Source organism: Pandoraea vervacti, assembly GCF_000934605.2.
Taxonomy (GTDB): Bacteria; Pseudomonadota; Gammaproteobacteria; order Burkholderiales; family Burkholderiaceae; genus Pandoraea; species Pandoraea vervacti.
The window spans coordinates 3,157,977-3,182,165 of sequence record NZ_CP010897.2; the positions used below are offsets into that span (position 1 = coordinate 3,157,977).

The following is a 24,189-nucleotide window of genomic DNA, read 5'->3' on the forward strand; positions in this document are numbered from 1 at the left end:
TCAGTTAATCAACCTTGGGCCGGTACCGACGATGCGACGCCGGCTTCCCTCCGCACCCGACAATCCGGGTTAGCGCCAAAAAGGTCTTGCACACAAAGCGGGACATTTTAGCAAACTATTGTCCTGCACCGAGACTTTCCGGCGGGAAAGCACGGAAATCAGACCCTGCCACCCCTTAACGGGTTCACCCGGCGGCCTCGCGCAAGGAACACGCCCCATTTGCCGAAACCGCGCTTTAGAGGGCGACGTCCACAAAAACCGCTTGGGTGGCGCCGACTTACCGCCTAGGATTCAATCGAACGTTTGAATGAAACATCGGTTCTTTGAGATGACGTGGCACGGTGCTCACAGTGCTCACCGCGCCATGTCTCACTGGAGGTTCGTCGTGAATCCTCGCGTCCTGGCCGGTCGTCAAGCCGGCGACACCAAGCTGCGCATCCTCGATGCCGCAGAAGATCTGTTTATCGAATTCGGCTACGAAGCCATGTCCCTGCGTCAGATCACCTCGCGCGCCGAGGTCAATCTGGCTGCCGTGAACTACCACTTCGGCAGCAAGGAAACATTGCTCCAGGCCATGCTCTCGCGCCGGCTCGACCGGCTCAACGACGAGCGTCTGGCGCTGCTCACCCGCGCGGAGGCTGTCTGGCCCGCGCCGCAATTGACGTGTGAACACGTGCTGGGCGCCATGTTCATCCCGGCGCTGGCCATCTCGCATCATCGCGACATCGGTGGTCCGGCGTTCCTGCGATTGCTCGGTCGCGTGTATGCCGACCCGTCGCCTTTCATCCGCGACTACCTGCAGCAACACTATGCGCCTGTCTTCGAGCGGTTCTTCGAAGCCTTTGCGCGGGCGCTCCCCGAGTTGCCGCGCCAGGAACTCGGCTGGCGGCTTCACTTTGCCCTCCAGGCGCTGTCCGGGGTGCTCGCGAGCAGCGACACGTCGCGGCTGATCGACACCTTTGCCCAAGGTCAGCCGATGGGCGATCTGCAAGTCGTGGCAAGGCTCACCGCGCTCATGGTCGCGGCGCTCAAGGCACCGATGCCCGGAGAGGAGCAACTGGCCAGCTTCGCAGCCGTATTCGCGCTTGCGAAGGACGCCGATGTCACTCCCCCTCGCGAAGCCGGTCAGGTCGCGGGCACGTCACCGAATCAGGCGAACGACGACGGCCCCGCGTCGAGCGACCGATCGCTCGCGAGTGCCTGAGTGCCCGAGCGCCTGAACGCGTGAGCCCCTGACGGCGGCCCAAGCCGCAAACCGCGCCGCGCGGTCGAATCGCCGGGCTCGCGGCCCGGCATGGACCGCACGCCCGCCGCACCTCGCAGGCAGAGGCGACGCCACGCAGCCGTGCACTTGCAGCACATACAGCACCGCCAGATTTTGACGCTTTACTCGAATTCCCGGCGCACCAACAGGTCGCCGAACGATCCAATAAGAACGCCGCCACCGGTCCGAACTGCGCGCCACGCCAGCCGAATCCGGCCAATGGCAAGAGGATGACAGCCCCGGGCTTGCCACGTCACCGCGCGCGGCATGCGTGTCACGCGAGCACAGGCCGAAGATCGCCTGCCGGGACGCCAAACCCAAGGGAGGAGAAAATGATGGCCGTATGGATTGTTGCGTTTGTCGCGGGCGTGAGCGCCCTGCTTTTCTATCGTGCGCACGCCTGGCAGTGGCTCATTGCGACCGCGCTGTGGGTGGGCGCCGGCATCGTGTTCGGGCTGACGGGCACTCTCGCGACCGTAGTCCTCGGTATTGCGCTCATTCTTCCCGCCCTGATCCTCAGCATCGGCCCGCTGCGCCGCGCGTGGGTCACCGCGCCGATGCTCGCGAAGTTCCGGACCATCATGCCGGAAATGTCGGACACCGAGAAAGACGCCATCGAGGCCGGCACCGTCTGGTGGGATGCCGACCTGTTCTCGGGACAGCCCGACTGGCAGAAACTCAAGGCCATGCCCGCGCCGGCCCTTTCCGCCGAAGAACAAGCCTTCATGGACAATCAGGTCGAGCACCTTTGCGACCTGTCCAACGACTGGGAAAGCACGCAGGTCTGGCAGGACCTGCCGCCCAAAGCCTGGCAATACGCCAAGGAAGCCGGCTTCCTCGGCATGATCATTCCGAAGCGCTACGGCGGCCTTGAATTTTCCGCATACGCGCATTCACAGGTGGTCATGAAACTCGCATCACGCTGTTCGGCCGCCGCCGTCTCGGTCATGGTGCCGAACTCGCTTGGGCCTGCCGAACTGCTGCTGCACTACGGCACCGAAGCGCAGAAAGACCATTACCTGCCACGACTGGCCAGAGGCCAGGAAATTCCCTGCTTCGCCCTCACGAGTCCCTACGCCGGATCGGACGCCGCCGCCCTTCCCGACGTCGGCATCGTGTGTCGCGGCATGCATGAGGGACGCGAAACGCTCGGCTTTCGCGTCACATGGAACAAGCGCTACATCACCCTCGGGCCTATCGCGACGGTTCTCGGTCTCGCCTTTCGCGCCCTCGATCCGGAACACTTGCTCGGCGACGACGACGAGCCTGGCATCACTTGCGCGTTGATTCCGACCCGTCATCCGGGCGTGGTCATCGGCCGTCGCCACTGGCCGTTGAACGCTGTTTTCCAGAACGGCCCGAACTCGGGTACCGACGTCTTCATCCCCATTGACTGGGTGATCGGCGGTCAGGCGCAAGTCGGCAAGGGCTGGCGCATGCTGATGGAATGCCTCGCGGCGGGTCGGGCAATCTCACTGCCGTCGTCGAACGTGGGTTACTCGAAGATCGCAGTGCGCGCAACGGGGGCGTATGCCGCCGTTCGTCGCCAGTTCCGCACGCCCATCGGCAAGTTCGAAGGCGTGCAGGAAGCGCTCGCGCGCATGGCCGGCAACCTTTACGCAATGGACGCCACCCGCCGCATGGCTGCGCTCGCCGTGGACCTCGGTGAAAAGCCGTCCGTCATCTCGGCAATCGCGAAGTATCACGTGACGGAGCGCGCCCGCAAGGTCGTGAACGACGGCATGGATGTCGTGGCGGGCAAGGGCATCTGCATGGGCCCGAACAACTTCCTCGCCCGCGCGTATCAACAGATTCCCGTGTCGATCACTGTCGAGGGCGCGAACATCATGACGCGCTGCCTGATGATCTTCGGCCAGGGGGCGATTCGCTGCCATCCGTACGTGCTCAAGGAACTTGCCGCTGCGCAAATGACCGACGACGACGCCGCCGTGCGCGCCTTCGACGACGCCCTCTTCGGCCATCTGACTTTCGTCACGAGCAACATCGTGCGCGGTGCGCTCCAAGGTGTGACGCACGCGCGCTTTTCTGCCGTCCCATCGGGCGTGGCACCGGAACTACAGGGCTACTACCGCGCCGCGAACCGCATGTCGACGTTGCTTGCCATTGCCGCCGACATTTCGATGGCAGTGCTTGGCGGCTCGCTCAAGCGCCGGGAGAGTATTACCGGTCGGCTTGGCGACATCCTTTCCCAGCTTTTCGTGCTCACGGCCACACTCAAGCGCTTCGAGGACGAAGGTCGCCCGGAAGCCGACTTGCCGCTTGTGCATTGGGCCGCCCAGGATGCGTTACGGCAAGCGCGCGAGGCCTTCGAGGGGGTGCTGGCGAACTACCCGTCGCGCGGTGTGGCATGGTGGATGCGCTGGAAGTTGATGCCGTTGGGGCTGCCATACACGAAGCCGTCGGACGCGCTGTGCGCTCGCGTGGCGCAGATCATGCAGACCCCGGGGGACGCGCGCGAGCGGCTCATCGCGGGCAGCTACTCCCCGAGCCCTGAAGTCGACGCGTTGGCCTACGGCGAAATCGTCTTCCAGATGACGCCCGAGGTCGCCGCCATCGAGCAGCGCCTGCGTGCCGCGATCAAGGACGGCCATTTGCCGGTCATGCCACAGAGCCTGCCCGAATTCACCGCATGGGTGGCTCACGCCGCGCAGTCGCAACGCATCAGCGACGACGAGCGCCGCTTGCTCGCCCAGTACGCCGACTATGCGGCAAGAGCCGTCGCGGTCGACGACTTCCCCGCCGATTTCGGCCGTGCAGCCGACGCGCAGCAGGCCCGGCAGCACGCCCCGGCAGATGAAGCGCTCACGCCCTGAGTTCGCTCGCCCGCCGATTGACAACTCTCTGAGGATGACCGCGCCGTGACGACGTCCGACCGATATCTTGCTTTCGCCAACTCCGCCGTCGGCAGCCGTCTGGCCGACGCGCTGGGCCTGCCGCGCCCGGTGCCGCTGGAGCGCATGCCCGACTATGGTGACGAGGTCGCCGAAGCACGCGCCATTCACGCGCCGCTGGCCGTCGTCGGCGGCGCGGGCGATGCGCCGTTGCTGCCGGGACTGGCGCGTGAGCTGCACTGGCTGGGCATTCCGAGCCTCGCCCACGCCGGGCGACTCGGCTGGATTTCGTACGCGAACAAGGCCGGTACGATGAGCGGGCGATTCAATGCGAACGAAGGTGTGCGCCCCAAGGCGTTGCTGTTCGATGCCAGCGCCATCGCCGATACCGGTGCACTGGCGTCGCTCTACACGTTTTTCCACGATACGCTGGCGTCGCTCGACCGATGCGGGCGTGTCCTCGTGCTCGGCCTGCCGCCGTCGATTGCCGCCACGCCGCACGCCAGCACGGCGCAACGCGCGCTGGAGGGGTTCGTACGCTCGCTGGCCAAGGAACTGCGCCGCGGCGCAACGGCACAGTTGCTCTACATCGCGCCGCGCGCGCGTGAATCCCTGCACTCGACGCTACGCTTTTTCCTCTCGCCTCGCGCCGCGTACGTGAGCGGCCAGGCCATTACGCTTCAGAATCCCGTGTTCGAGACGCCGCCAATGCGCGACCGGCGCCCGCTGGCCGGACAAGTCGCCGTGGTGACCGGCGCGGCACGTGGCATCGGTGAGGCCATTGCCACCGTACTGGCGCGCGACGGCGCCCACGTCGTCTGCGTCGATATCCCTGCCGCGCAGGACGCCCTGAGCACCGTGGCCACGCGCCTGGACGGCAGCGCATTGGCCTGCGACATCACCTCCCCCGAGGCGGGGGCAACGCTCATCGCGCATCTGTCCGCGCATGCCCCGCAAGGCCTGGACATCCTCGTCCATAACGCAGGCGTCACCCGCGACAAAACGCTCGTGCGCATGAGCGACGCACAGTGGCAAAGCGTGCTCGACATCAACGTCGGCGCGCCACAGCGCCTCAATAGCGCGTTGCTCGATGCAGGCGCGCTGCGCGCGGGCAGCCGGGTCGTGGGGGTCGCCTCGATCAGCGGCATTGCCGGGAATCGCGGACAGACCAACTACGCCACGTCGAAAGCGGCGGTGATCGGCATGGTCGAGGCGTGGTCGCCGATCCTCGCCGAGCGTCAGATCAGCATCAACGCCGTCGCCCCCGGCTTCATCGAGACGAAGATGACGGCCGCCGTACCGTTCGCGATTCGCGAAGCCGGGCGCCGCATGAACTCGCTCGGGCAGGGCGGCCAGCCGGTCGACGTGGCCGAAGCCATCGCGTGGCTCGCGCATCCCGCCTCGGGCGCCCTCACCGGGCAGGTCGTGCGCGTTTGCGGCCAGAGCCTGCTGGGAGCCTGACCATGCCCAACGACCGTACGGACATCGTCCCCGTGGCACAGGTCACCCAGGTTACCCATCTGCCTTCGCCGCTGCGTCTGTACGTGCGCGCCTTGCTGGCGTCTCGCAAACCGGCCCGGGCGCACCCCATGCCGGCACTGGCATTCGAGCGCGGCAATGTGCCGCTCGATGCCGGGGACATCGCACGTTACGCGCGCCTTTGCGGCTTTTCGGAGGCAAACGGCGTGCCGGCGACCTGGCCGCATCTGCTCGCTTTCCCGCTGCACATGCTGCTCATGACCGATCGCGCCTTTCCGTTCGCCATGCTCGGCATGGTGCATCTGGCCAACCGCATCCGGCAGCACGCGACACTTCACGCGGGCGAGCGACTCACGCTGGACGTGCGATGCGGCCCGCTGTACGCCCATGACAAAGGGCAAGTGTTCACCGTGGTCACAACCGCGCGCAGAGACGGCATCGTCGTGTGGACGGGCGAGAGTCTTTACCTCAGGACGGGCGTGCATAACGCGCTCGGTCCGCGCTATCGCGCCGAACTCGCCGCCGACGACGCCATGACGAAATCCGCCACGTGGCATGTGCCCGGCGACCTCGGCCGCCAATACGCGCGCGTCTCCGGCGATTACAACCCGATCCATCTATGGCCGCTCACCGCGAAGCTGTTCGGCTTTGCTCGGCCGATCATTCACGGCATGTGGAGCTTTGCGCGCACTGTCGCGGCCATGAACCCGATTCCGCCCACCTCGCCCACCTCGCCCACCTCGCCCACCTCGCCGGCCGACGTCGCGACGCTCGATCTGCTCGTGGAATTCAAGACCCCCGTGCTGCTCCCAGGCGAGGTCACGCTTTGGCGCGCCGCCGATGGCGAGCGCTTCGAGTTGCGCGATGCCTCCGGTGCGGTGCCGCACCTGCGCGCGCGGTGGCACAGCCTCGCCGCCGCGCCTTGCGCCGCATCGTCCACCTCGCTCGCCAGCGAACCGACATCTTCGACTCCGGACCTCTCATGAGCGCCTTCAAACCTACTGCGCCCGCCCCTGCCCTGCGCCGCGTTGCGATCCTCGGCGGCAACCGCATCCCGTTCGCCCGCTCGAATACGGCATACGCCACGGCGTCGAATCAGGACATGCTCACCGCAGCGATCCAGGGCCTCGTGGACCGCTTCGACCTGCACGGACAGACGCTCGGCGAAGTCGCCGCCGGCGCCGTGCTCAAGCACGCCCGGGACTTCAACCTCACGCGCGAATCCGTGCTGTCGACCACGCTTGCCGCCCAGACCCCGGCCTACGATGTTCAGCAGGCGTGCGGCACCGGCCTGGAGACGGCGATTCTCACGGGCAACAAGATCGCACTCGGTCAGATCGATGTCGCTATCGCCGGCGGGGTCGACACGGCCTCGGACGCCCCCATCGGCGTGAACGAGAAGCTGCGCAAGATCCTGCTCGAAGCGAACCGGCAACGCAGCACCGGGGGCAAGCTCGGCGCGCTGGCGAAGGTGCGCCCGGGCATGTTGTTCAGCCCAGCGTTGCCACGCAATGGCGAACCACGCACCGGACTCTCGATGGGCGAGCATTGCGAATGGATGGCCAAGCGCTGGGAAATCGAACGCGCCGCACAGGATGCCCTCACCCTGGCGAGTCACGAACATCTGGCCGAAGCATACGACCGCGGCTTCTTCCTCGATCTGATGACGCCGTTCCGAGGGATGCAGCGCGACAACAACCTGCGCCCCGAACTCACGCTCGAGAAGCTCGCCAGCCTCAAACCGGTCTTCGACCGGAGCGCAACGGGCACGCTGACGGCGGGCAACTCGACGCCGCTGACCGACGGGGCATCGTGCGTGCTGCTCGCCAGCGAAGACTGGGCGAAGGCGCACGACATTCCGGTACTCGCTTACCTGACGTATTCGCAAACGGCGGCCGTCGACTTCTTCAATCCGGACGAATCGCAGCGCGAGGGCCTGTTGATGGCGCCGGTCTATGCGGTGCCGCGCCTGCTCGCACAGGCCGGGCTCACCTTGCAGGACTTCGATTTCTACGAGATCCATGAAGCCTTCGCGGCGCAGGTGCTGTGCACGCTCAAGGCCTGGGAAGACCCTGTCTATTGCCGCGACAGGCTCGGCCTGGCCGCCCCGCTGGGCAGCATCGACCGCCAGCGCCTGAACGTGAACGGCAGCTCGCTCGCTTGCGGTCATCCGTTCGCGGCCACCGGCGGACGCATTCTGGCCACCCTCGCGAAACTACTCGCCCAACGCGGCGGTGGCCGTGGCCTCATCTCCATCTGCGCCGCCGGCGGACAAGGGGTGGTCGCGATGCTCGAGCGCTGAGCGCGCCAAACCCGCACCAAAGCACAACAAGAACACAACAAGAACACAACGAGAACGTCGCGCTATCGCATTCCATCGCGGTAGACGCCATCGTCGTGAGACAAAGTCACACAGGGGCATTGAAAAAAGCGCCGCCGCGCGACACCGGCCGATCGTTCATCGGCAATGTTGCGGGAGCCGTTCGTCTGCGTCATTGGGCGACGAGGACGGCGGGCAGTGGCGGCGAACAAAAAAGTGTAGACATCTTCCATGGAGACAACGATGGATCAAGCCGTCCAAGAGGAACGCGTATGGCTGAAGGCCTACCCGCCCGGGGTGCCTGCGGACATCGACGTGAATCGATACACGTCGCTCGTACAGGCTTTTGACGAATGGATCGACAAGTACCGCGAGCGCGTTGCGTTCGTGAGTCTCGGCAGCGAAATCACCTATGCCGAAGTCTCTCGTCAGGCTTACGCCTTCGCGGCGTGGTTGCAGGCGCAAGGGGTAAGAAAGGGGGACCGCGTCGCGCTCATGATGCCCAACTGCTTCCAGTACCCCATCTGCCTGTTCGGCACGCTCATCGCAGGCGCCGTGGTCGTCAACGTCAACCCGCTATACACGGCCCGCGAACTGAAGCATCAGTTGCAGGACAGTGGCGCGCAGACGATCGTCGTCTTCGAGAACTTCGCAAAGACCTTGCAGGAAGCCATCGACGGCACGCAGGTGCGCCATGTCCTCATCACCCAGATCGGAGACTTGCTCGGCGCGGGCGCGAATCTCAAGGGGCGCGCGGTCAACTTCCTTATGCGACACATCGCGAAGCAGGTGCCGCCCTACCGGCTGCCGCAGGCGGTCCCATTGCGCCAGGCACTGGCAGACGGTGCGACACGCAAGGTCGCTCCCGTTCCGATGGCACGCGAAGACCTCGCCTTCCTTCAGTACACGGGCGGCACCACCGGCGTGGCGAAGGGCGCCATGCTCTCGCACGGCAACGTGCTGGCGAACCTGCTGCAAACCGAAGCGTGGGCGGCCGATCAGCTCGACGGCGATATCGAGGTCAATCTGTCGCTGCTGCCGATGTATCACATCCTCTCGCTCACCGTGAACTGCCTCGTGTTCATGAGCTTGGGCGGACGCAACATCCTGATCGCGAATCCGCGCGATGTGAAGAAGGTGGTCTACATCATTCGCAACGAAACGTTCACGGGCGTGACCGGCGTGAATACGCTGTTCAATGGCTTGCTGGAAAACGCGGAGTTTCGCGCGCGCGACTTCTCGAAACTGAAGTTGTCGCTCGCGGGCGGCATGGCCACGCAACGCGCGATCGCCGAGCGATGGAAGCAGGTCACCGGCAAGCCGATCATCGAAGGTTATGGACTGACCGAATGTTCGCCCATCGTGACGATGAATCCGGTCGACATCGCGCACATGGACGCCATCGACTTCACCGGGTCCATCGGCCTGCCGGCCCCGTCCACCGACGTGCGCTTCAAGCGCGACGACGGCACCTGGGCGCCCATCGGCGAGCCGGGCGAGTTGTGCGTGCGCGGACCGCAAGTCATGCGCGGGTACTGGAATCGCCCGGAAGAGACCGCCAGAACGTTCGACGCCGATGGATGGCTGCTCACGGGCGACGTCGGCGTCATGGACGAGCGCGGTTATGTGCGGCTCATCGACCGCAAGAAGGACATGATTCTCGTCTCCGGCTTCAACGTCTATCCGAACGAGATCGAAGACGTTGTGATGCTGCATCCGGGCGTGCGCGAAGCGGCGGTGGTCGGCGTGCCCGACCCGGTGGCGGGCGAGCGCGTGAAGCTCGTGGTTGTGGCGAAAGATCCGCAACTGAGCGTCGAGGCCATATCGGCGCACTGTCGCCAGCATCTGACCGCGTACAAGGTGCCGCGCATCATCGAATTTCGTCAAGGTGAATTGCCGAAGACGACAGTGGGCAAGATCCTGCGGCGCGAACTGCGCGAACCGGCTCGCGATTCAGGGAGATAACGACATGCCCATTCACACTTCGGCTGCGGCGAACCACCTCCGCCACCTCTGCCACCTCCTCTGCCATCATGCGCCGGATGAACGTCGCGCACGTCATGCAAAGCGCATGCTGTTCACGCTCGCGTTGCTGCCAGCGGCCTTCGCCGTCGGGCTCGTGAGCGCATCGTATGCCGTCGCGCAAACCGCGCCCGGCGGACCGGCCGACAGCCCGGGCAGCGCTCCTGCGGCTGCCGCGACGCCGGATTCCGACGTCGCCAAAATCGCCGCGTTGCCTGTCCCCAAGCAAACGCAGTGGCTCTCGCGCACGATCAAGAGCGGCGAGCTGGCGAAGATGAGCGACGACCAGATCGTCGCGCGAATGCAGGCCATTCACCCCGACACCCTCGTCCGATTCCTGAAGGCTGAAGCCGCCGCGCTGCCCGAGTACCAGTACGAACTCACGCGTCATGAGCGCATCAACAACCAGTGGCAGACGACGCCCGATCGCATGCTGGTGAAAATTCGCGAAAACCCGCTGCAGATCTACGCAAAGTGGCTTCCCGACGGCGCGCACGCGGGACAGGAGATCATTTACGACGAGACGAAGAAGCCGAAGGAAATGTACGGCCACCTTGGCGGCATGCTGGGTTTTACGTCGATCTGGAGCAGTATTGACGGCGCGCTGGCGCGCTCGCAATCGAACCACACCGTGCGCGATCTTGGCTTCGGATTTATCGCGGAGCAGATCGCCCACGACGGCAAGAGTTTCCGCGCGGCCGGGCTGCCCGAGAAGCCTGCCAGAACATCGGTATCCGAAGTGAACGGCGCGCGTGTGCTGGCATTGGAATGGGATGCCCCGTCCGGGCCGCCGCAACACTATGCCAACAAGTCGCGCGTGTTACTCGATCTGAAGACGGGCCGTCCGCGAGGGATCGAAGCCTGGGACGCCTCGGGCCAGAAGATCGAAGAGATGCGTTTTGAAAAAGTCCGCAAGGAACAGTGGACGGACGCCACGTTCGATCCGAAGAACCCCGACTACAAGTTCTGAAGCGCTGCCCGGCCGATAGCAGCGCATGCAGGAACGACGAAAGCCCGCCACCCTGCGATGCGGGGGCGGGCTTTCGCTTTTGCGTGCGTCGAACGAATCAGCGCCGAGCGCGTGGCAGCTACGCCGCCGGGCGCCCCGCCCCGCTCAGGTCTGCGGCAACTCGATCTTCACTTCGAGCACTTCGAGGTTGTCCTGATGCTCGACACTGACCTTGATGTCGTCTTGCGCGATTTTCACGTACTTGGAGATGACGGCGACCAGCTCGCGTTGCAACGCCGGCAAGTAATCTGCCGGCGGCGACGAGCCCGCGCGTTCGTGCGCCAGAATGATCTGCAGGCGCTCTTTGGCAACGGCGGCGGTCTTTTTCTTCTCCCCCAGGAGGAAAGACAGGAAGGACATGGGCGCTCCTTACTTCGAGCCGAAAATGCGCTGCAACAGGCCCGGCTTTTGATAGTCGGTAAAGCGCATGGGCTTGTCTTCGCCCTTGAATCGGCTCACCACGTCGCGATAGGCATCGGCCACATCGGTGCCATCCAGATGGATGGCGGGCGTGCCCTGGTTCGAGGCATGGAGCACCGACTCCGATTCCGGAATCACGCCAATGAGCTTGATTCGCAGAATTTCCTGAATGTCTTCCAGCGACAGCATCTGACCGTCGTTCACGCGCTTGGGGTTGTAACGCGTAATCAGCAGATGCTCCTTGATCGGCTCGCTGCCTTCGATGGCGCGCTTCGTCTTCGACGACAGAATGCCCAGAATGCGGTCCGAATCGCGCACCGACGACACTTCCGGGTTCGTCACCACGAGCGCCTCATCAGCGAAGTGCATCGCCAGCAGCGCGCCCGACTCGATACCGGCCGGCGAATCGCACACGATGTATTCGAAGCCCATGTCGGTCAGGTCCTTGATGACCTTCTCCACACCGGCTTGCGTGAGTGCGTCCTTGTCCCGCGTTTGCGAGGCGGGCAGGATGAACAGGTTCTCGCAGGACTTGTCCTTGATGAGCGCCTGATTGAGGTTGGCTTCGCCCTGAATCACGTTGATCAGGTCGTACACCACGCGGCGCTCGCAACCCATGATGAGGTCGAGATTGCGCAGGCCGACGTCGAAATCGATGACTGCCGTCTTGTGCCCCTGCAAGGCGAGGCCGGCGGAAAAGCTGGCGCTGGTCGTCGTCTTGCCGACACCACCCTTGCCAGAGGTCACCACAATCACTTTTGCCATCTGTCGATGCCTTCCCAAACTTGAGGATGAAATTAGCTACGAATCATTTGAGCCCGAGGGGCTCGAAAATCAGTTTGTCGTCTACCAGCCGCACCTGCACCGACCGCCCCTGCACGTCAGGCGGCAAGGCATATTCGCCAGTCCGGTAAATGCCGGCGATGGAAATCAGCTCGGGCTCCAGGCAAGTGCAGAAGATGCGCGCGTCGAGCTTGCCCTTCACGCCTGCCAGCGCCCGCCCCCGCAGCGGCGCGTAAATGTGAATATTACCTTCCGCGATCACCTCGGCCCCATAACTGACGAGATCGAGGATGATCAGATCGCCCTTCGCGTAGACCTGCTGGCCCGAACGCAAAGGCTTGTCGATGATCGTCGAGGGAATCGCCGAGGCTTCCGCGACCACCGGTGCGCTCGCGGCTTGTGCCGGTTCGGCATCGGCGGGCGCCTCGGTGTCGCGACTCGCGCGCGGGGCACGGCGCTCGTGGCGCTCGTGACTGTCCAGACGCGGAAGGCCGTCCACCACGGCCCACTCGGCCTGCTCGGCGTTCACAACCACACCGATTGGCTTCATGCGGAATTCGGCCAGCATTTCGGCCAACGCGGGTACGGCGACGCGCTCCTCGCCCGCTAGACGCCGCACGTCGATGGCGACCGTGTCGCCGGCAAAAAACTCCGGGGTGGCTTCGAAACGTTGCGCCAACTCGGTGCGCAAGGTGTCCAGCTCAGGCGTCTTGACAACGAAATGCAGGGTATCTACGGCACCGCTGCGTAACTCGAAGTACGGCGTTTTCTTTTGCGGCATGTCAGGTTGTTGTGCGCGAATTGCTGGCAAATTGGGCCATTCTACCGTCCCTTGGCTTCCTGCAAACCGCTAATAAGCAGGGCAACACCGCAAATTGCCCAAAAATTACCATTGCTGCAACGCAATACGGCGGTGCATTTTGTATACGTTGCTTGCGTTGCAAAATGCTAGCCGATTGACATGGCAATGTCATCCGTCCGGCCTATTCTGTGCGTGGGAAAGTCCCACACGAGACGTGCTGCATAGCAGCATCGAAAGTACGAATTTTGTCGCGCAAGCGGCTTTTTCGTGACCTATCCTTAAAGTCCCTGACGAGGGACCCCCTGTGGAACCGCAAACCGGGAGACGAAGATGCTGAGTCATCATGAATTTGCCACCCTGATGCTGGTCAAGGAAGCTCCGGAGCAAGTGGAGCTGGATCGCCCGGACCTCGAATCGTTGCTCGAGAGCAAACTGATCGAGTGGGAAGAGTTGGAAGCGGGGAAGAAGTCGCCGCGTCTGACCGTCCAGGGCAAGTACTTCCTTCAGGCCGTTGCCTGAACGCCCAGCCAGTTGTTAAGGTGTCTATAGTCGCAAAAAAGCCCGCCGGAAGGCGGGCTTTTCATTGTCCGGAGCGTCTGCCCCGGAGAACGCCGACACGACTCAACCGTGTCGGATGTCACGACGATGGCGCCGCCACGTGTGCCGCGCCGTCGGGTGCTCCCGACACCAATTGCGATCTGCCAGCCAGGCCACAGCGGCACCGACCACCAGCGCAATCAACAACATCCCAATCAAGCTCCCTGTAAGCATAGCGGCCTCCTAACTTCGACATGGCGGGATGGCACGTTTTCATTCTAGGCAATCCCTATCGAAATAGGTACTCGAAAGTGACTCGGGTATACCGCGTTTGCGCAAGGTGAACGTCGACGCAAGATCGGGACCGGCAAATTGATGCAGCGCAACAATTTCTGGCGGAAAACGAGGCGCCTCAGGCGATGACGCCCCCCGCGTCGATGAGCACCGTCGAGCCTGTCGCACTCGGGGTGCCCGCCAGATACAGGATGGTGTTGGCGACGTCCTCGGCCGCCACGACGCGACGCGCGGGCAAACGCTCGGCCGCCTGGCGATACATCGCCTCGCGGTCCGCCTCGGCAAGCTTGTTCCAGAGCGGCGTGACGGTCAGCCCCGGCGAGACCGTGTTGACGCGCACCGGCGAGAGCTCAAGCGCGAGTCCGCGACCCAGCGCTTCCACCGCCGCGTTGATCGCCCCCTGCACCACCGACGACGTGCTGGGCCGCACGCTCAGATAGCCGGACGTCAGCGTGAGCGACCCGCCATCCTCGATGCGAGCAAATTTGGCCACGTGATAAGTGCCCCAGAACTTGCTGTCGAACGCGGCATGGGCGTCCGCCAGCGAGAGCTTGCGCACCTGCCCTGTCGGCGTTTGCGCGGCAGAGATCACCACGTGGCGCCACGGCGCGTGATCGGTAAAGAACTGCTCGACGGCGGCCACGTCGCCGGTATCGAGCACGACCGCCCGGGCGCTGCTGCCGATGGTGGCGAGCGCGTCGTCGAGTTTGGCCTGACTGCGCGACGCGATGGTCACCGCCGCGCCCGCCTTCGCAAACGCCTGCGCCGCCGCGCGGCCGATACCGGAACTCCCGCCGATCACCAGCACCCGCTGGCCTTCGAAGTCAAACATGGTGTCACTCCATAGAAGAAAAAAGGAACCGCGACGCCGCCATCGTGTGATCGGCGAAGTCATGCGCCTATTGTGATCCTCATCCACCAGGACGATAATCCTCCGAAAAACTGAATGACTCTCTTCAAATTTTTGACAATGGCGCCGCGATGATCGATCAGACGCTGGACCTTGCGCTCTTCGACCGGGTTGTCTCGACCGGAAGCCTGTCGGCCGCGGCCCGTGAGATGGGCCTGTCGCTCGCGGTCGTGAGCAAACGGCTCGGGCTACTGGAACAACGACTCGGTGTGCGACTGCTCAACCGCACCACGCGCAGGCAGGCGCTGACCGAAGCGGGACAGGTGTTTCATGCCTGCTGCCAGCGAATTCTGGCCGAGATTGCAGAGACCGAACGGCTGATGACCCGACAGGCAGGCACCGTCGGCGGCGTCTTGCGCATCAGTGCGCCGCGCGCCTTTGGCCGACGTCATCTCACGCCCCTGCTCGTGGCGTTTCGCGAACAGCATCCGGGCGTCAGGGTGCAGATGTCGCTAAGCGATCTGTGGGTCGATCTGGTGGCGCAAGGCATCGACGTCGCGATCCGCGTCGGCAGCCTGCCCGACTCCAGCCTTGTGGCGCAGGAATTGGCGCCGAACTATCGGGTGCTGGTGGCTTCGCCCGATTACCTCGCACAACGCGGCACGCCGTCGGACGTCGGCGACCTGCAACGCCACGACTGCATCCTCTTCGGCAATGCACCGCATGGCGACTGGCGATTCGTATCGGGCTCCGAAACATTGCGCGTACAAGTGCCCGACACCTACGTGGTGGATGACGGCGACGCGGCCCATCAACTGGCGCTGCACGGCGCAGGCATCACGCAAAAATCGATTTGGGACGTGGGCGACGATATTCGCGAGGGCCGGCTCGCGCGCGTGCTGCCCGCCCTTCAGATTCCGGCCTCGCCGCTACATGCCGTCTATCCGCACAGCCGCCATCAGGCGCCGAGAACGCGCGTGTTCGTCGAGTTCTTGCGAGACCGTTTGCGCGCGACCTGGCGCTGGCCTGAGCGCTGACGGCCCCACTGCTCGCTGCCCGCTACCCCGCGGCGTCTCGCTCACGCCATTGTGTCGCGCCCGGTCGCTCCTTTGAGCGCGTCGCGCCCTGCGGCCAGTAACGCCTCGGACAACGCCGGGTCCGCCCCGACCACAGCGCGCGAGAGCACGAGCGAGCCGACCATCTGGGCAAATCGCGCCATGGCGTCCTGATACGCCGGCTCCCGGGGGGCTCCCTTCGCCATGCCCGCCTCCGTCATCCGTTCGAGTGCGTGCGCCAGTCCTTTGGCATAGCACGCTTGCGCCTCGTCGCCGATGCGCGGCACGTCGCCCGCAAACCCTGCCATGGGACAACCGCACGCCACGTCGTCGCGATGTGCCGTCGACAGATACTTGTCCACGCTCATCTCCGGCACTGTTCCCGCGGCCAGATCCGTCTGACGTTGCGCCAACATCGCATCGTTGGCCGCCATCGCCCGCGCCATCACCGCCGCCACCAGAGCGTCCTTCGACTTGAAGTGGTTGTAGAAGCCGCCTTGTGTGAACCCGGCCTCCTTCATCAGCGCGGTCAGTCCCACGGCGTCAACGCCGCGCTCGCGAAACAACCGGTCGGCCGCCTTGACGATCGCCTCACGATTTTCCGCCGCCTGCTCCCTCGAAATCCCCATTTCCCCACTTCCTCCCGCACGCTGGCCGGTAGCGCCCCAGTCGCGCCTATCGGCGTCATCGAAAAAGACAATGTCGATCACCATTGACATACATCACATCCCGTCGGCACAATGCGCCTCAATGACGATGGCGATCACAATTGTCATGAAGTATAGCCGAAACCGTTAGCCGCCTGCCCTTTGCGGCACGGTCCATTTACCGTATTGGAGTCATGCCATGCAGATCAAAGATGCCGTCGTATTCGTCACCGGCGCCAACCGGGGCCTTGGACTGGAGTTCGCCAAACAGGCGCTAGCCCTCGGCGCGAAAAAGGTCTACGCGGGTTCGCGCGACCCGTCGAAGGCGACGCTACCGGGCGTGACCCCGGTCAAACTCGACGTGAACAACGCCAACGACGTGGCGGCTGCCGCCAGCCTGGCAGGCGACGTCACCCTGCTCGTCAACAATGCCGGTGTCGCCAGCGTCTCCGAGGGCCTGACCCGCCCGGGCTCGGCGAAGCTGCTGCGCGACACGCTGGAGACCAACCTGTTCGGCGTACTCGCCATGACGCAGGCATTCGCCCCGGTCCTGGGGCGCAACGGGGGTGGGGCATTGCTCAACGTGTTGTCCGTCGTGAGCTGGGTCAATTCCCGCGTGATCCCCGAATATTCGATCACGAAGTCGGCGGCGTGGTCGCTGACCAACGGCGTGCGTCATGAATTGCGTGAACAGAAGACCCAGGTCGTCGGTCTGCATGCCGGTTACATCGACACCGATTTGACGAGCGGCTTCGACGTCGAAAAAACCACGCCGTCGGACGTCGTGCGTCAGGCTTACGCGGCCATCGAGGCCGGCGAACTGGAAGTGCACGTCGACAACACGACGCGTGCTGTCAAACAGGGATTGTCGCAAGGCATTTACCTGATCGATCCGTCCGCCCAGTCATAAATCCGTAAACCCGGTCGAAAAAAAACGCCGCGACACCCGGAAGGTATCGCGGCGTTCGCCTTCGTGCCAGGACGGTCTGGCGCTCAGGCGGCCTTGTCCATCTGGCGTTCGCCACCCACGGCTTCGACCAGATCGTCGAGCATGCGGGCGAGTTCGCCGGTCATGAGGGCGACGTCCGCGTCGAACTTCTCCGCTTCGCCTTCGGCGGTCGGGTCGGCGGCGTCCTTGATGATGTCGAGCGGCGTCACTCGCTTGATGATGAACGCGTCGGTCAGCACGAACGAAATCCGGTCGTTCCACGTCATCGCCAGCTTCGTGCAGCGCTTGCCGGCTTCGATGTGCTGACGCACGTCGGCGCCGTCGAGCGGGTGCGCCACGTAACGCACGGCAGCCTTCTCGTCCGTGTTCGAGCGCAGTTCCACGTCCTGATCGACGGTAAAGCCGGCCGGCGCGTCGTTGCCCGCGAGCCACGACGTCATCACGGCGACCGGCGCTTCGTTGAGTTCGACGTTCTCGAGAATGATGTCCAGCGTCTTGAGCAACAGGCTGCGCACTTCATCGGCCTTCGCAGGCGAGGCCGCATCGATCACCAGCCAGCGGTTGACCGGATCGATCCACACGCGCGTGTCGCGGCGAATGCCGAACGCACGCGGCAGCAGTTCGTCGGTGACCTGCTCCTTGAGCTCGCGCATCTGCTTGCGGCCGGGCTTGAAGCCCTGCTGCTCTTCGAGTTCGAGCGCCTTGGCGCGCGTGACCTGATTGACGACGGTCGTCGGCAGGAGCTTCTTCTCCGCGCGATAGGCCAGCAGGAACTGACGATTGACGCTGTGCACGAGTTCGCCGCCTTCGCGCGGCGGCGCCCAGCCCTGCACCTGCATTTCGAGGCTGCCGCCCTCACGGAAGGCGTGCTTCTCGAGCGCCTCTTCCATTTGCGCGACGCTCATGGACCAACCGGCAGGAATTCGGTGCAACTGAAGATTCTTGAACCACATCGGCATCACCGCAAAATCAAAAGCAGCGATTTTACCAGTGCCGGGAGGTACGGCGAAGTGCGGTAACCCGAATCGCGCAAGATGAGCGCCGAAGTCGTCAGAGGAAACGGTCGAGAATCTTCTTGCTGGCCTTGTCCAGCGCGCCTGAATCGCGAATCAGGAAGTGAATGCCGTGGTTGTCGGTAATGAGCAGGGTCTGCCCGCCGAGACGGCGGATGTCCTCTTCACCGCGCAGCACGAACGACGCCTCACCGCGATTCGTCTCGACCGTCCACGTGCTTGGCGTGGCATAGGTCGACACGCCTTTGATGCGCAGCACCTCCGGCATAAACTCTCGCGCGGCGAGTTCATCGCGCACCAGCGCACGCATGTCCTCGGGCAGCGCATCCACCGAATCGAGCCAGACGAGCTCGCGCCCTTCCGTGCTCACGAGCGCCAGGCCCTCGTCCGGCGCGGCGATCGGAAAGGCGCGCACGGGCACGATACCTTCATGCGCGACGCCCGAGGCGTCAGTCAGCACCAGACGTCCGAAGGCGTTGCGCGACAGGGTGAAATCGATCTGCATAAATGGCCTCGCGAACGGTTCAGTTGACGATCAGTTGACGGAGAGCGGTTGTGCCGGCGCTGCCGTGACGGCCGCCACGGCGGCGGCCGCTTCGGCGGACTCGACAACGGCGTCGATATCCGTATCGACATTGCGCTGCTGCGCCTGATAGAGCTTGTAGTAGGCGCCTTCGCGCGCGATCAGTTCGTCGTGATTGCCGACTTCGACGATCTTGCCGCGATCGAGCACCACGAGACGATCGGCCTTGCGAAGCGTCGACAAACGGTGCGCAATGGCAATCGTCGTACGCCCTTTGACGAGGTTGTCGAGCGCCTTCTGAATTTCCTTTTCCGTGGCGGTGTCCACCGAGGACGTCGCTTCGTCCAGAATCAGAATTCGCGGATCGATCAGCAAGGCGCGGGCAATGGAAATGCGCTGACGTTCACCGCCCGAGAGTGCCTGACCGCGCTCGCCCACGAGCGAGTCGTAGCCATGCGGCAGGCGCAGGATGAACTCATGCGCGTGCGCGGCGCGCGCGGCGGCCACGATCTCGGCACGCGTGGCATTGGGCTTGCCGTAGGCGATGTTCTCCGCGATCGTGCCGAAGAACAGGAACGGCTCCTGCAACACCAGGCCGACGTTGCGGCGGAAGTCCGACACCGGCAGCGCACGAATGTCCACGCCGTCGATCTGAATCGAGCCCTCCGCCACGTCGTAGAAGCGGCAGATCAGGTTCACCAGCGTGCTCTTGCCCGAACCGCTGTGACCGACCAGACCGATCATCTCGCCCGGCGCGATGCGCAGGTCCATGCCGCGGATCACAGCGCGATTGCCGTAGCGGAAACCGATGTCGCGCAGATCGATGGCGCCCTTCACTTCCTTCAGATGCACCGGGTTGACCGGTTCCGGCACATTCGACACGTGATCGAGAATGTCGAAGATGCGCTTGGCGCCGGCGGCGGCCTTCTGCGTCACCGACACGATGCGACTCATCGAATCGAGGCGCGTGTAAAAACGGCTGATGTAAGTCAGAAACGCCGCGAGCACACCTACCGTGATCTCGTGCTTGGAAACCTGCCAGATACCAAAGACCCAGACGACCAGCAACCCAACTTCCGTGAGGAACGTCACTGTCGGGGTGAACAGCGACCAGACCTTGTTGACCCGGTCATTGACCATCAGGTTGTGGCGGTTCGCTTCCTTGAAGCGCGCCACCTCACGATTTTCCTGCGCAAACGCCTTCACCACCCGAATGCCCGGAATCGTGTCGGCAAGCACGTTGGTAATTTCCGACCAGATGCGGTCGACCTTCTCGAAGCCGTGGCGCAGACGGTCGCGCACCAGATGGATCAGCCAGGCGATGAACGGCAGCGGCAACAGCGTGACGAGCGCCAGCCACGGATTGATCGACACGAGAATGACGGCCGTCATGACGATCATGAGCACGTCGGTGGCAAAGTCGAGCAGGTGCAGCGACAGGAAGACACAGATACGGTCGCTCTCGGAGCCGATGCGCGCCATCAGATCGCCCGTGCGCTTGCCCCCGAAGTACTCCAGCGAGAGCCGCAGCAGATGCGAGTAAGTGGCCGTGCGCAGGTCGGCGCCGATACGCTCCGACACCTTGGCCAGCAAATAGGTGCGTGCCCACCCGAGCACCCACGCCACCACGCCGGCGCCGAGCAGTCCCGACAAGTACATTCCCACCAGGTGGTAATCGATGGGTTGGCCGTTCTGGAACGGAATGAGCACGTTGTCCATGAGCGGCATCGTCAGATACGGCGGGATCAGCGTGGCGCCGGTGGCGCACAGGGTCAGAAGAAACCCGGCCAATAACTGAAAGCGATACGGACGGGCGAAGCGCCACAATCGCAGCAATGCCCATGTCGACGGCGGGGCTTCTACCTCCGGGTTGCACTGCGGACATTCGTCGGCGCCCGGCGGCAGTTCCGCCTGGCAAATTGGGCAAACCCCCACCTCATGCGGCAAATCGTTAGCGGCTTGGCCCGCAACCAGCGCATCGCGCTGGCGCACGATCGTGTCCATCAGCGTGAGCGCTGCCGGATTGTGGCCCAGCGTATAGCGCCAGTTCGCCAGTTTCTTGTTCGCGTCGCACAGTTCCAGCGAGCCAACGCCCGCGTGGTCGGTATGCGAGAGCGACAAGTCGGCGCGGTACGGCCACGACTGCCAGGCCCCCGAGGGCGTGTCGCGGCGCGCCTCCCGGGCGAAGATCCGGCGATCGGTCGCGACAACGACGCCACGCGCAAAGTGCAATTGGGCGTCCAGATCCACGCCAAGCCACGCCAGTACGGCCTCGCCGTCGGCCAGTTGGGCGCTCAGATCGACGTACCAGGGTTCGGCGGCGGCGTTGCGCGCGGGCGTCGCCGGGGATGGCGCCGCGGAGGGATCTTTCGAGGCGGCGGCGCAAGACGCCGCGTGGGCGGAAGTGTCGGTCATTGATGCGGCAGACGTGTCCTCAAGGGGCGGACATCGAGGCAAACGGAGAAAAATCGACGCGGACTTTCCCTGTCAGGTCCGCAAAATTGCCGCAAGTATAACCACAGCGACGCTTTTTGCGGCACGGAGTTCCAGCATGACACGGTGCAGCATTGAAATATTGTTGCGGGTGTCAACCGTTTACGGATTTTTTGCGTTAAGCATCCAGTTAACTGTAAGAGCGCGACCGGCTGTGCCGCCTGAAACCCGGCCTCGCCGGCTTCTACGTACCCGCCCTGACGCGTGAATAAAAGCCTTAGATGAAAAAGAAAGACATTGAGATTTTCGATGTCCTGTCGCTGCGCGGACCGAATATGTGGACATATCGGCCGGTGCTTGAGGCATGGGTCGATATCGGTGAACTCGAAGCGTTCCCGTCCAACAAGATCCCGGGGTTCCCCGAGCGGCTGTCCGAGTGGCTGCCGACCCTCATCGAGCATCGTTGCAGCATCGGCGAACGCGGCGGTTTCCTCCAGCGTCTGCGCGAAGGCACCTGGCCCGGCCACATCCTCGAGCACGTCACGCTCGAACTCCAGAACCTCGCCGGCATGCCCGGTGGCTTCGGCAAGGCGCGCGAGACCCCGATCTCCGGCGTCTACAAGGTCATCGTGCGCGCCTGGCATGAAGACGTGACCCGCGCAGCGCTGTTCGCCGCACGCGATCTGGTCATGGCAGCCATCGAAGACCGCCCTTATGACGTCGAGGCGGCGGTGGAAGCATTGCGCAATCTGGTCGACAAGCACTGTCTTGGCCCTAGCACGGCGTGCATCGTGGACGCCGCCGACGACCGCGACATTCCGCATCTTCGCCTGTCCGACGGCAATCTCGTGCAACTGGGCTACGGCGCCGCCGCGCGTCGCATCTGGACGGCCGAGACCGACCGCACTCCGGCCATCGCCGAGAGCATTTCGCGCGACAAGGACCTGACCAAGCAACTGCTCGAATCTTGCGGCGTGCCCGTGCCGGAAGGCCGTCTGGTCGACAGCGCGCAAGACGCCTGGGACGCCGCCGAAGACATCGGCCTGCCTGTGGTGGTCAAGCCGTACGACGGCAACCACGGCCGTGGCGTGTTCATCAATCTCACCACACGAGAAGAAGTCACCACCGCGTTTGATGTCGCGCTCGAAGAAGGCAACGGCGTGATCGTCGAGCGCTTCGTGCCGGGGCTCGAACATCGTCTGCTGGTCGTGGGCGGTCGCGTGGTGGCTGCGGCAATGGGCGAAATGGCCTCGGTGGTAGGCGACGGCCAACATACCGTCTCGGAACTCATCGAGCTGCAAATCAACAGCGATCCGCGTCGCGGCAGCGCGGAAGACCAGCCGCTGAACCGCGTGCGCATCGACTCGTCTGCCCGGCTTGAGCTCAAGCGTCAGGGCTTCGATGCCGATTCCGTCCCGCCGCAAGGCAAGAACGTGCTGATCCAGCGCAACGGCAATGTCGCCTTCGACGTGACCGACCGCGTGCACCCGAGCGTGGCCGCGCATGCGTCGCTGGCCGCGCGTATCGTCGGGCTGGACATCGCCGGCGTCGATCTGGTCGCCGAAGACATCTCCCGCCCGCTCGCCGAACAACGCGGCGCCATTGTGGAAGTGAACGCCGGCCCGGGTCTGCTCATGCATCTGAAGCCCGCAGACGGCGCACCGCGCCCTGTCGGCCGTGCGATCGTCGATCACCTGTTCCCCGATGGCGACGCCGGGCGCATTCCGGTGGTCGGCATTACCGGCACGAACGGCAAGACCGTCACGGCGCGTCTGCTCACGCACTTGCTGCATCTGGCCGGCGAACATACCGGACTGGCTTGCAGCGACGGCCTGTTCCTCGACAAACGCCTCGTGCAACGTGGCGACTGCGCCAATTGGGACGCTGCAAACCGCGTGCTGATGAACGCCAGCGTCACGGCCGCCGTTTTCGAGAACGACAACACCGCCATTCTGTCCGAGGGCCTCGCCTACGACCGCTGCCAGGTCGGCATCGTGACGAACATCGACCGCCCGGACCATCTCGGCCAGTACTTCGTCGAAGACGTCGAGCGCATGTTCAGCGTGCTGCGCACGCAGGTGGACGTAGTGTTGCCGGACGGCGTGGCCGTGCTCAACGCCCGTGACCCGCTGGTCGTGGAAATGGCCGAGCTGTGCGATGGCGACGTGATCTTCTTCGGTCTGGACGAACAGTTGCCGGCCATCGTGGCTCACCGCGCCGCAGGCAAGCGCGTGGTCTTTGTGCGCAATGCCCAGGTGATACTCGCCACCGGTTCGGAAGAGACGATTCTCGGGCCGACGGCGAACATCCCGCTCACCTACGCCGGACGCGTCGCCTTCCAGGTGGAGAACGTCTTGGCTGCGCTCGCCGCCGCGTGGTCGATGGGCGTCGCTCTCGACATTCTGCGCACGGGCGTGACGACGTTCGACGTCGGTCAGGTCGATGCGCCGGGCCGGTTCACGCTGTTCGAGAAGCAAGGCGCGACCGTGATCGTCGACGATGCGCACAATGCCCCGGCATTGACGGCGCTCGCTGCCGCCCTCGCCTCGCTGCCCGCAGAGCGCCGCATGGCGGTGTACGGCCCGGGTGCGGACCGCATGGACGAGGACCTTCAGGCGCAAGGCAAGCTGCTTGCCCAGACGTTCGATCGCGTGGTGCTTTGCGACGATCTGAGCGTCAAGCAGAAACGTGCGTCGGCCGAGTCGCGCGCGCAACTGCGCGCAGGCATCGAGGCCGCTGGCCGCAAGGTTCAGGTCACGGACGCCGGCGAGCGCCGCGCCGCCGCCGAAGCCGCGCTCGCCCAGCTCGCGAGCGGCGATCTGCTCGTGTTGCAGGCCGACGAGGGCGGCGCCGGCGCCATGCTTGACCTCGTGCATCTGTGGATGGGTCAACCGATGCGAGCACTGGCCGCCTGAGGCAAAACCGTCAGGAGCGGCG

General features: G+C 64.3%; 19 protein-coding genes. 11 read left to right on the forward strand and 8 right to left on the reverse strand.

Annotation, left to right across the window (positions count from 1 at the left end; genetic code table 11):
• Positions 1–364: 364 nt before the first annotated feature.
• From UC34_RS13865 to UC34_RS13895, 7 genes are all read left to right on the forward strand, one after another.
• Positions 365–1,204, forward strand: coding sequence for a TetR/AcrR family transcriptional regulator (locus UC34_RS13865; RefSeq protein WP_044458179.1), 840 nt, complete (start codon positions 365–367; stop codon positions 1,202–1,204).
• Between the two features lie 395 nt (positions 1,205–1,599).
• Entirely contained in the window at positions 1,600–4,098 is a 2,499-nt protein-coding gene (locus tag UC34_RS13870; protein ID WP_044456006.1) for an acyl-CoA dehydrogenase, read from the forward strand.
• Between the two features lie 45 nt (positions 4,099–4,143).
• Positions 4,144–5,577 (forward strand): 3-oxoacyl-ACP reductase, encoded by a 1,434-nt coding sequence (locus UC34_RS13875; protein WP_044456007.1) that lies wholly within the window; start codon positions 4,144–4,146, stop codon positions 5,575–5,577.
• Positions 5,578–5,579: 2 nt separating this feature from the next.
• Complete coding sequence (locus UC34_RS13880; RefSeq protein WP_052811051.1) at positions 5,580–6,581, forward strand: MaoC/PaaZ C-terminal domain-containing protein; 1,002 nt, start codon at positions 5,580–5,582, stop codon at positions 6,579–6,581.
• Positions 6,578–7,897, forward strand: coding sequence for an acetyl-CoA C-acetyltransferase (locus UC34_RS13885; protein ID WP_044456009.1), 1,320 nt, complete (start codon positions 6,578–6,580; stop codon positions 7,895–7,897). The genes UC34_RS13880 and UC34_RS13885 overlap by 4 nt, the downstream gene beginning before the upstream one ends.
• A 249-nt stretch (positions 7,898–8,146) precedes the next feature.
• Positions 8,147–9,880, forward strand: coding sequence for an AMP-binding protein (locus UC34_RS13890; protein ID WP_044456010.1), 1,734 nt, complete (start codon positions 8,147–8,149; stop codon positions 9,878–9,880).
• Positions 9,881–9,986: 106 nt separating this feature from the next.
• Positions 9,987–10,907, forward strand: coding sequence for a DUF1571 domain-containing protein (locus UC34_RS13895; protein WP_044456011.1), 921 nt, complete (start codon positions 9,987–9,989; stop codon positions 10,905–10,907).
• A 144-nt stretch (positions 10,908–11,051) separates the two neighbouring features.
• Here UC34_RS13895 and minE read toward each other — a convergent pair whose 3' ends face one another.
• Genes minE through minC form a run of 3 tightly spaced genes read right to left on the reverse strand, consistent with a single transcriptional unit; the run spans position 11,052 to position 12,930 of the window.
• Positions 11,052–11,306: a cell division topological specificity factor MinE gene (gene minE / locus UC34_RS13900; protein ID WP_010808102.1), complete on the reverse strand. Its 255-nt coding sequence runs from the start codon at positions 11,304–11,306 to the stop codon at positions 11,052–11,054.
• 9 nt (positions 11,307–11,315) lie between these two features.
• Positions 11,316–12,131: a septum site-determining protein MinD gene (minD, locus tag UC34_RS13905; RefSeq protein WP_044456013.1), complete on the reverse strand. Its 816-nt coding sequence runs from the start codon at positions 12,129–12,131 to the stop codon at positions 11,316–11,318.
• A gap of 43 nt (positions 12,132–12,174) precedes the next feature.
• Positions 12,175–12,930: a septum site-determining protein MinC gene (minC, locus tag UC34_RS13910; RefSeq protein ID WP_044456014.1), complete on the reverse strand. Its 756-nt coding sequence runs from the start codon at positions 12,928–12,930 to the stop codon at positions 12,175–12,177.
• A 351-nt stretch (positions 12,931–13,281) separates the two neighbouring features.
• Here minC and UC34_RS13915 point away from each other — a divergent pair, with 351 nt between their 5' ends.
• Entirely contained in the window at positions 13,282–13,470 is a 189-nt protein-coding gene (locus UC34_RS13915) for a hypothetical protein (RefSeq protein ID WP_044456015.1), read from the forward strand.
• A 430-nt stretch (positions 13,471–13,900) separates the two neighbouring features.
• Here UC34_RS13915 and UC34_RS13920 read toward each other — a convergent pair whose 3' ends face one another.
• The gene (locus UC34_RS13920) at positions 13,901–14,614 is read right to left on the reverse strand and encodes an SDR family oxidoreductase (protein WP_044456016.1); all 714 of its coding nucleotides are present in this window, start codon (positions 14,612–14,614) and stop codon (positions 13,901–13,903) included.
• Between the two features lie 149 nt (positions 14,615–14,763).
• Here UC34_RS13920 and UC34_RS13925 point away from each other — a divergent pair, with 149 nt between their 5' ends.
• Positions 14,764–15,669: a LysR family transcriptional regulator gene (locus tag UC34_RS13925; RefSeq protein ID WP_044456017.1), complete on the forward strand. Its 906-nt coding sequence runs from the start codon at positions 14,764–14,766 to the stop codon at positions 15,667–15,669.
• Between the two features lie 41 nt (positions 15,670–15,710).
• Here the strand turns inward: UC34_RS13925 and UC34_RS13930 are convergent, their stop codons facing one another.
• Positions 15,711–16,316 carry a TetR/AcrR family transcriptional regulator gene (locus UC34_RS13930; RefSeq protein WP_044456018.1) on the reverse strand — a complete coding sequence of 202 codons (606 nt, stop codon included), beginning with the start codon at positions 16,314–16,316 and terminating at the stop codon, positions 15,711–15,713.
• Positions 16,317–16,533: 217 nt separating this feature from the next.
• Between UC34_RS13930 and UC34_RS13935 the strand changes: the two genes are divergently transcribed.
• Positions 16,534–17,244: an SDR family oxidoreductase gene (locus UC34_RS13935; RefSeq protein WP_044456019.1), complete on the forward strand. Its 711-nt coding sequence runs from the start codon at positions 16,534–16,536 to the stop codon at positions 17,242–17,244.
• Between the two features lie 83 nt (positions 17,245–17,327).
• Here the strand turns inward: UC34_RS13935 and UC34_RS13940 are convergent, their stop codons facing one another.
• From UC34_RS13940 to UC34_RS13950, 3 genes are all read right to left on the reverse strand, one after another.
• Entirely contained in the window at positions 17,328–18,236 is a 909-nt protein-coding gene (locus UC34_RS13940; protein WP_044458181.1) for a recombination-associated protein RdgC, read from the reverse strand.
• A gap of 97 nt (positions 18,237–18,333) precedes the next feature.
• A complete protein-coding gene (locus UC34_RS13945; RefSeq protein WP_044456020.1) occupies positions 18,334–18,801 on the reverse strand; it encodes a cyanophycin metabolism-associated DUF1854 family protein in 468 nt (155 codons plus the stop codon).
• 30 nt (positions 18,802–18,831) lie between these two features.
• Positions 18,832–21,234 carry a cyanophycin metabolism-associated ABC transporter gene (locus tag UC34_RS13950; RefSeq protein WP_044456021.1) on the reverse strand — a complete coding sequence of 801 codons (2,403 nt, stop codon included), beginning with the start codon at positions 21,232–21,234 and terminating at the stop codon, positions 18,832–18,834.
• A 299-nt stretch (positions 21,235–21,533) separates the two neighbouring features.
• On the opposite strand from UC34_RS13950, the gene cphA reads away from it, so the two are divergent.
• Positions 21,534–24,167: a cyanophycin synthetase gene (cphA, locus tag UC34_RS13955; protein WP_044456022.1), complete on the forward strand. Its 2,634-nt coding sequence runs from the start codon at positions 21,534–21,536 to the stop codon at positions 24,165–24,167.
• Positions 24,168–24,189: the final 22 nt, after the last annotated feature.

Excerpts from the sequence above, each read along its gene's own strand:
- UC34_RS13870 (WP_044456006.1), top strand. The coding sequence starts at position 1,600 with ATGGCCGTATGGATTGTTGCGTTTGTCGCGGGCGTGAGCGCCCTGCTT.
- UC34_RS13935 (WP_044456019.1), top strand. The coding sequence starts at position 16,534 with ATGCAGATCAAAGATGCCGTCGTATTCGTCACCGGCGCCAACCGGGGC.
- UC34_RS13865 (WP_044458179.1), top strand. The coding sequence starts at position 365 with ATGTCTCACTGGAGGTTCGTCGTGAATCCTCGCGTCCTGGCCGGTCGT.
- UC34_RS13930 (WP_044456018.1), bottom strand. The coding sequence starts at position 16,316 with ATGGGGATTTCGAGGGAGCAGGCGGCGGAAAATCGTGAGGCGATCGTC.
- UC34_RS13895 (WP_044456011.1), top strand. The coding sequence starts at position 9,987 with ATGCTGTTCACGCTCGCGTTGCTGCCAGCGGCCTTCGCCGTCGGGCTC.
- UC34_RS13915 (WP_044456015.1), top strand. The coding sequence starts at position 13,282 with ATGCTGAGTCATCATGAATTTGCCACCCTGATGCTGGTCAAGGAAGCT.
- UC34_RS13945 (WP_044456020.1), bottom strand. The coding sequence starts at position 18,801 with ATGCAGATCGATTTCACCCTGTCGCGCAACGCCTTCGGACGTCTGGTG.
- cphA (WP_044456022.1), top strand. The coding sequence starts at position 21,534 with ATGAAAAAGAAAGACATTGAGATTTTCGATGTCCTGTCGCTGCGCGGA.
- UC34_RS13885 (WP_044456009.1), top strand. The coding sequence starts at position 6,578 with ATGAGCGCCTTCAAACCTACTGCGCCCGCCCCTGCCCTGCGCCGCGTT.
- minD (WP_044456013.1), bottom strand. The coding sequence starts at position 12,131 with ATGGCAAAAGTGATTGTGGTGACCTCTGGCAAGGGTGGTGTCGGCAAG.
- UC34_RS13940 (WP_044458181.1), bottom strand. The coding sequence starts at position 18,236 with ATGTGGTTCAAGAATCTTCAGTTGCACCGAATTCCTGCCGGTTGGTCC.
- UC34_RS13890 (WP_044456010.1), top strand. The coding sequence starts at position 8,147 with ATGGAGACAACGATGGATCAAGCCGTCCAAGAGGAACGCGTATGGCTG.
- UC34_RS13880 (WP_052811051.1), top strand. The coding sequence starts at position 5,580 with ATGCCCAACGACCGTACGGACATCGTCCCCGTGGCACAGGTCACCCAG.
- minE (WP_010808102.1), bottom strand. The coding sequence starts at position 11,306 with ATGTCCTTCCTGTCTTTCCTCCTGGGGGAGAAGAAAAAGACCGCCGCC.
- UC34_RS13925 (WP_044456017.1), top strand. The coding sequence starts at position 14,764 with ATGATCGATCAGACGCTGGACCTTGCGCTCTTCGACCGGGTTGTCTCG.
- UC34_RS13950 (WP_044456021.1), bottom strand. The coding sequence starts at position 21,234 with ATGACCGACACTTCCGCCCACGCGGCGTCTTGCGCCGCCGCCTCGAAA.
- UC34_RS13920 (WP_044456016.1), bottom strand. The coding sequence starts at position 14,614 with ATGTTTGACTTCGAAGGCCAGCGGGTGCTGGTGATCGGCGGGAGTTCC.
- minC (WP_044456014.1), bottom strand. The coding sequence starts at position 12,930 with ATGCCGCAAAAGAAAACGCCGTACTTCGAGTTACGCAGCGGTGCCGTA.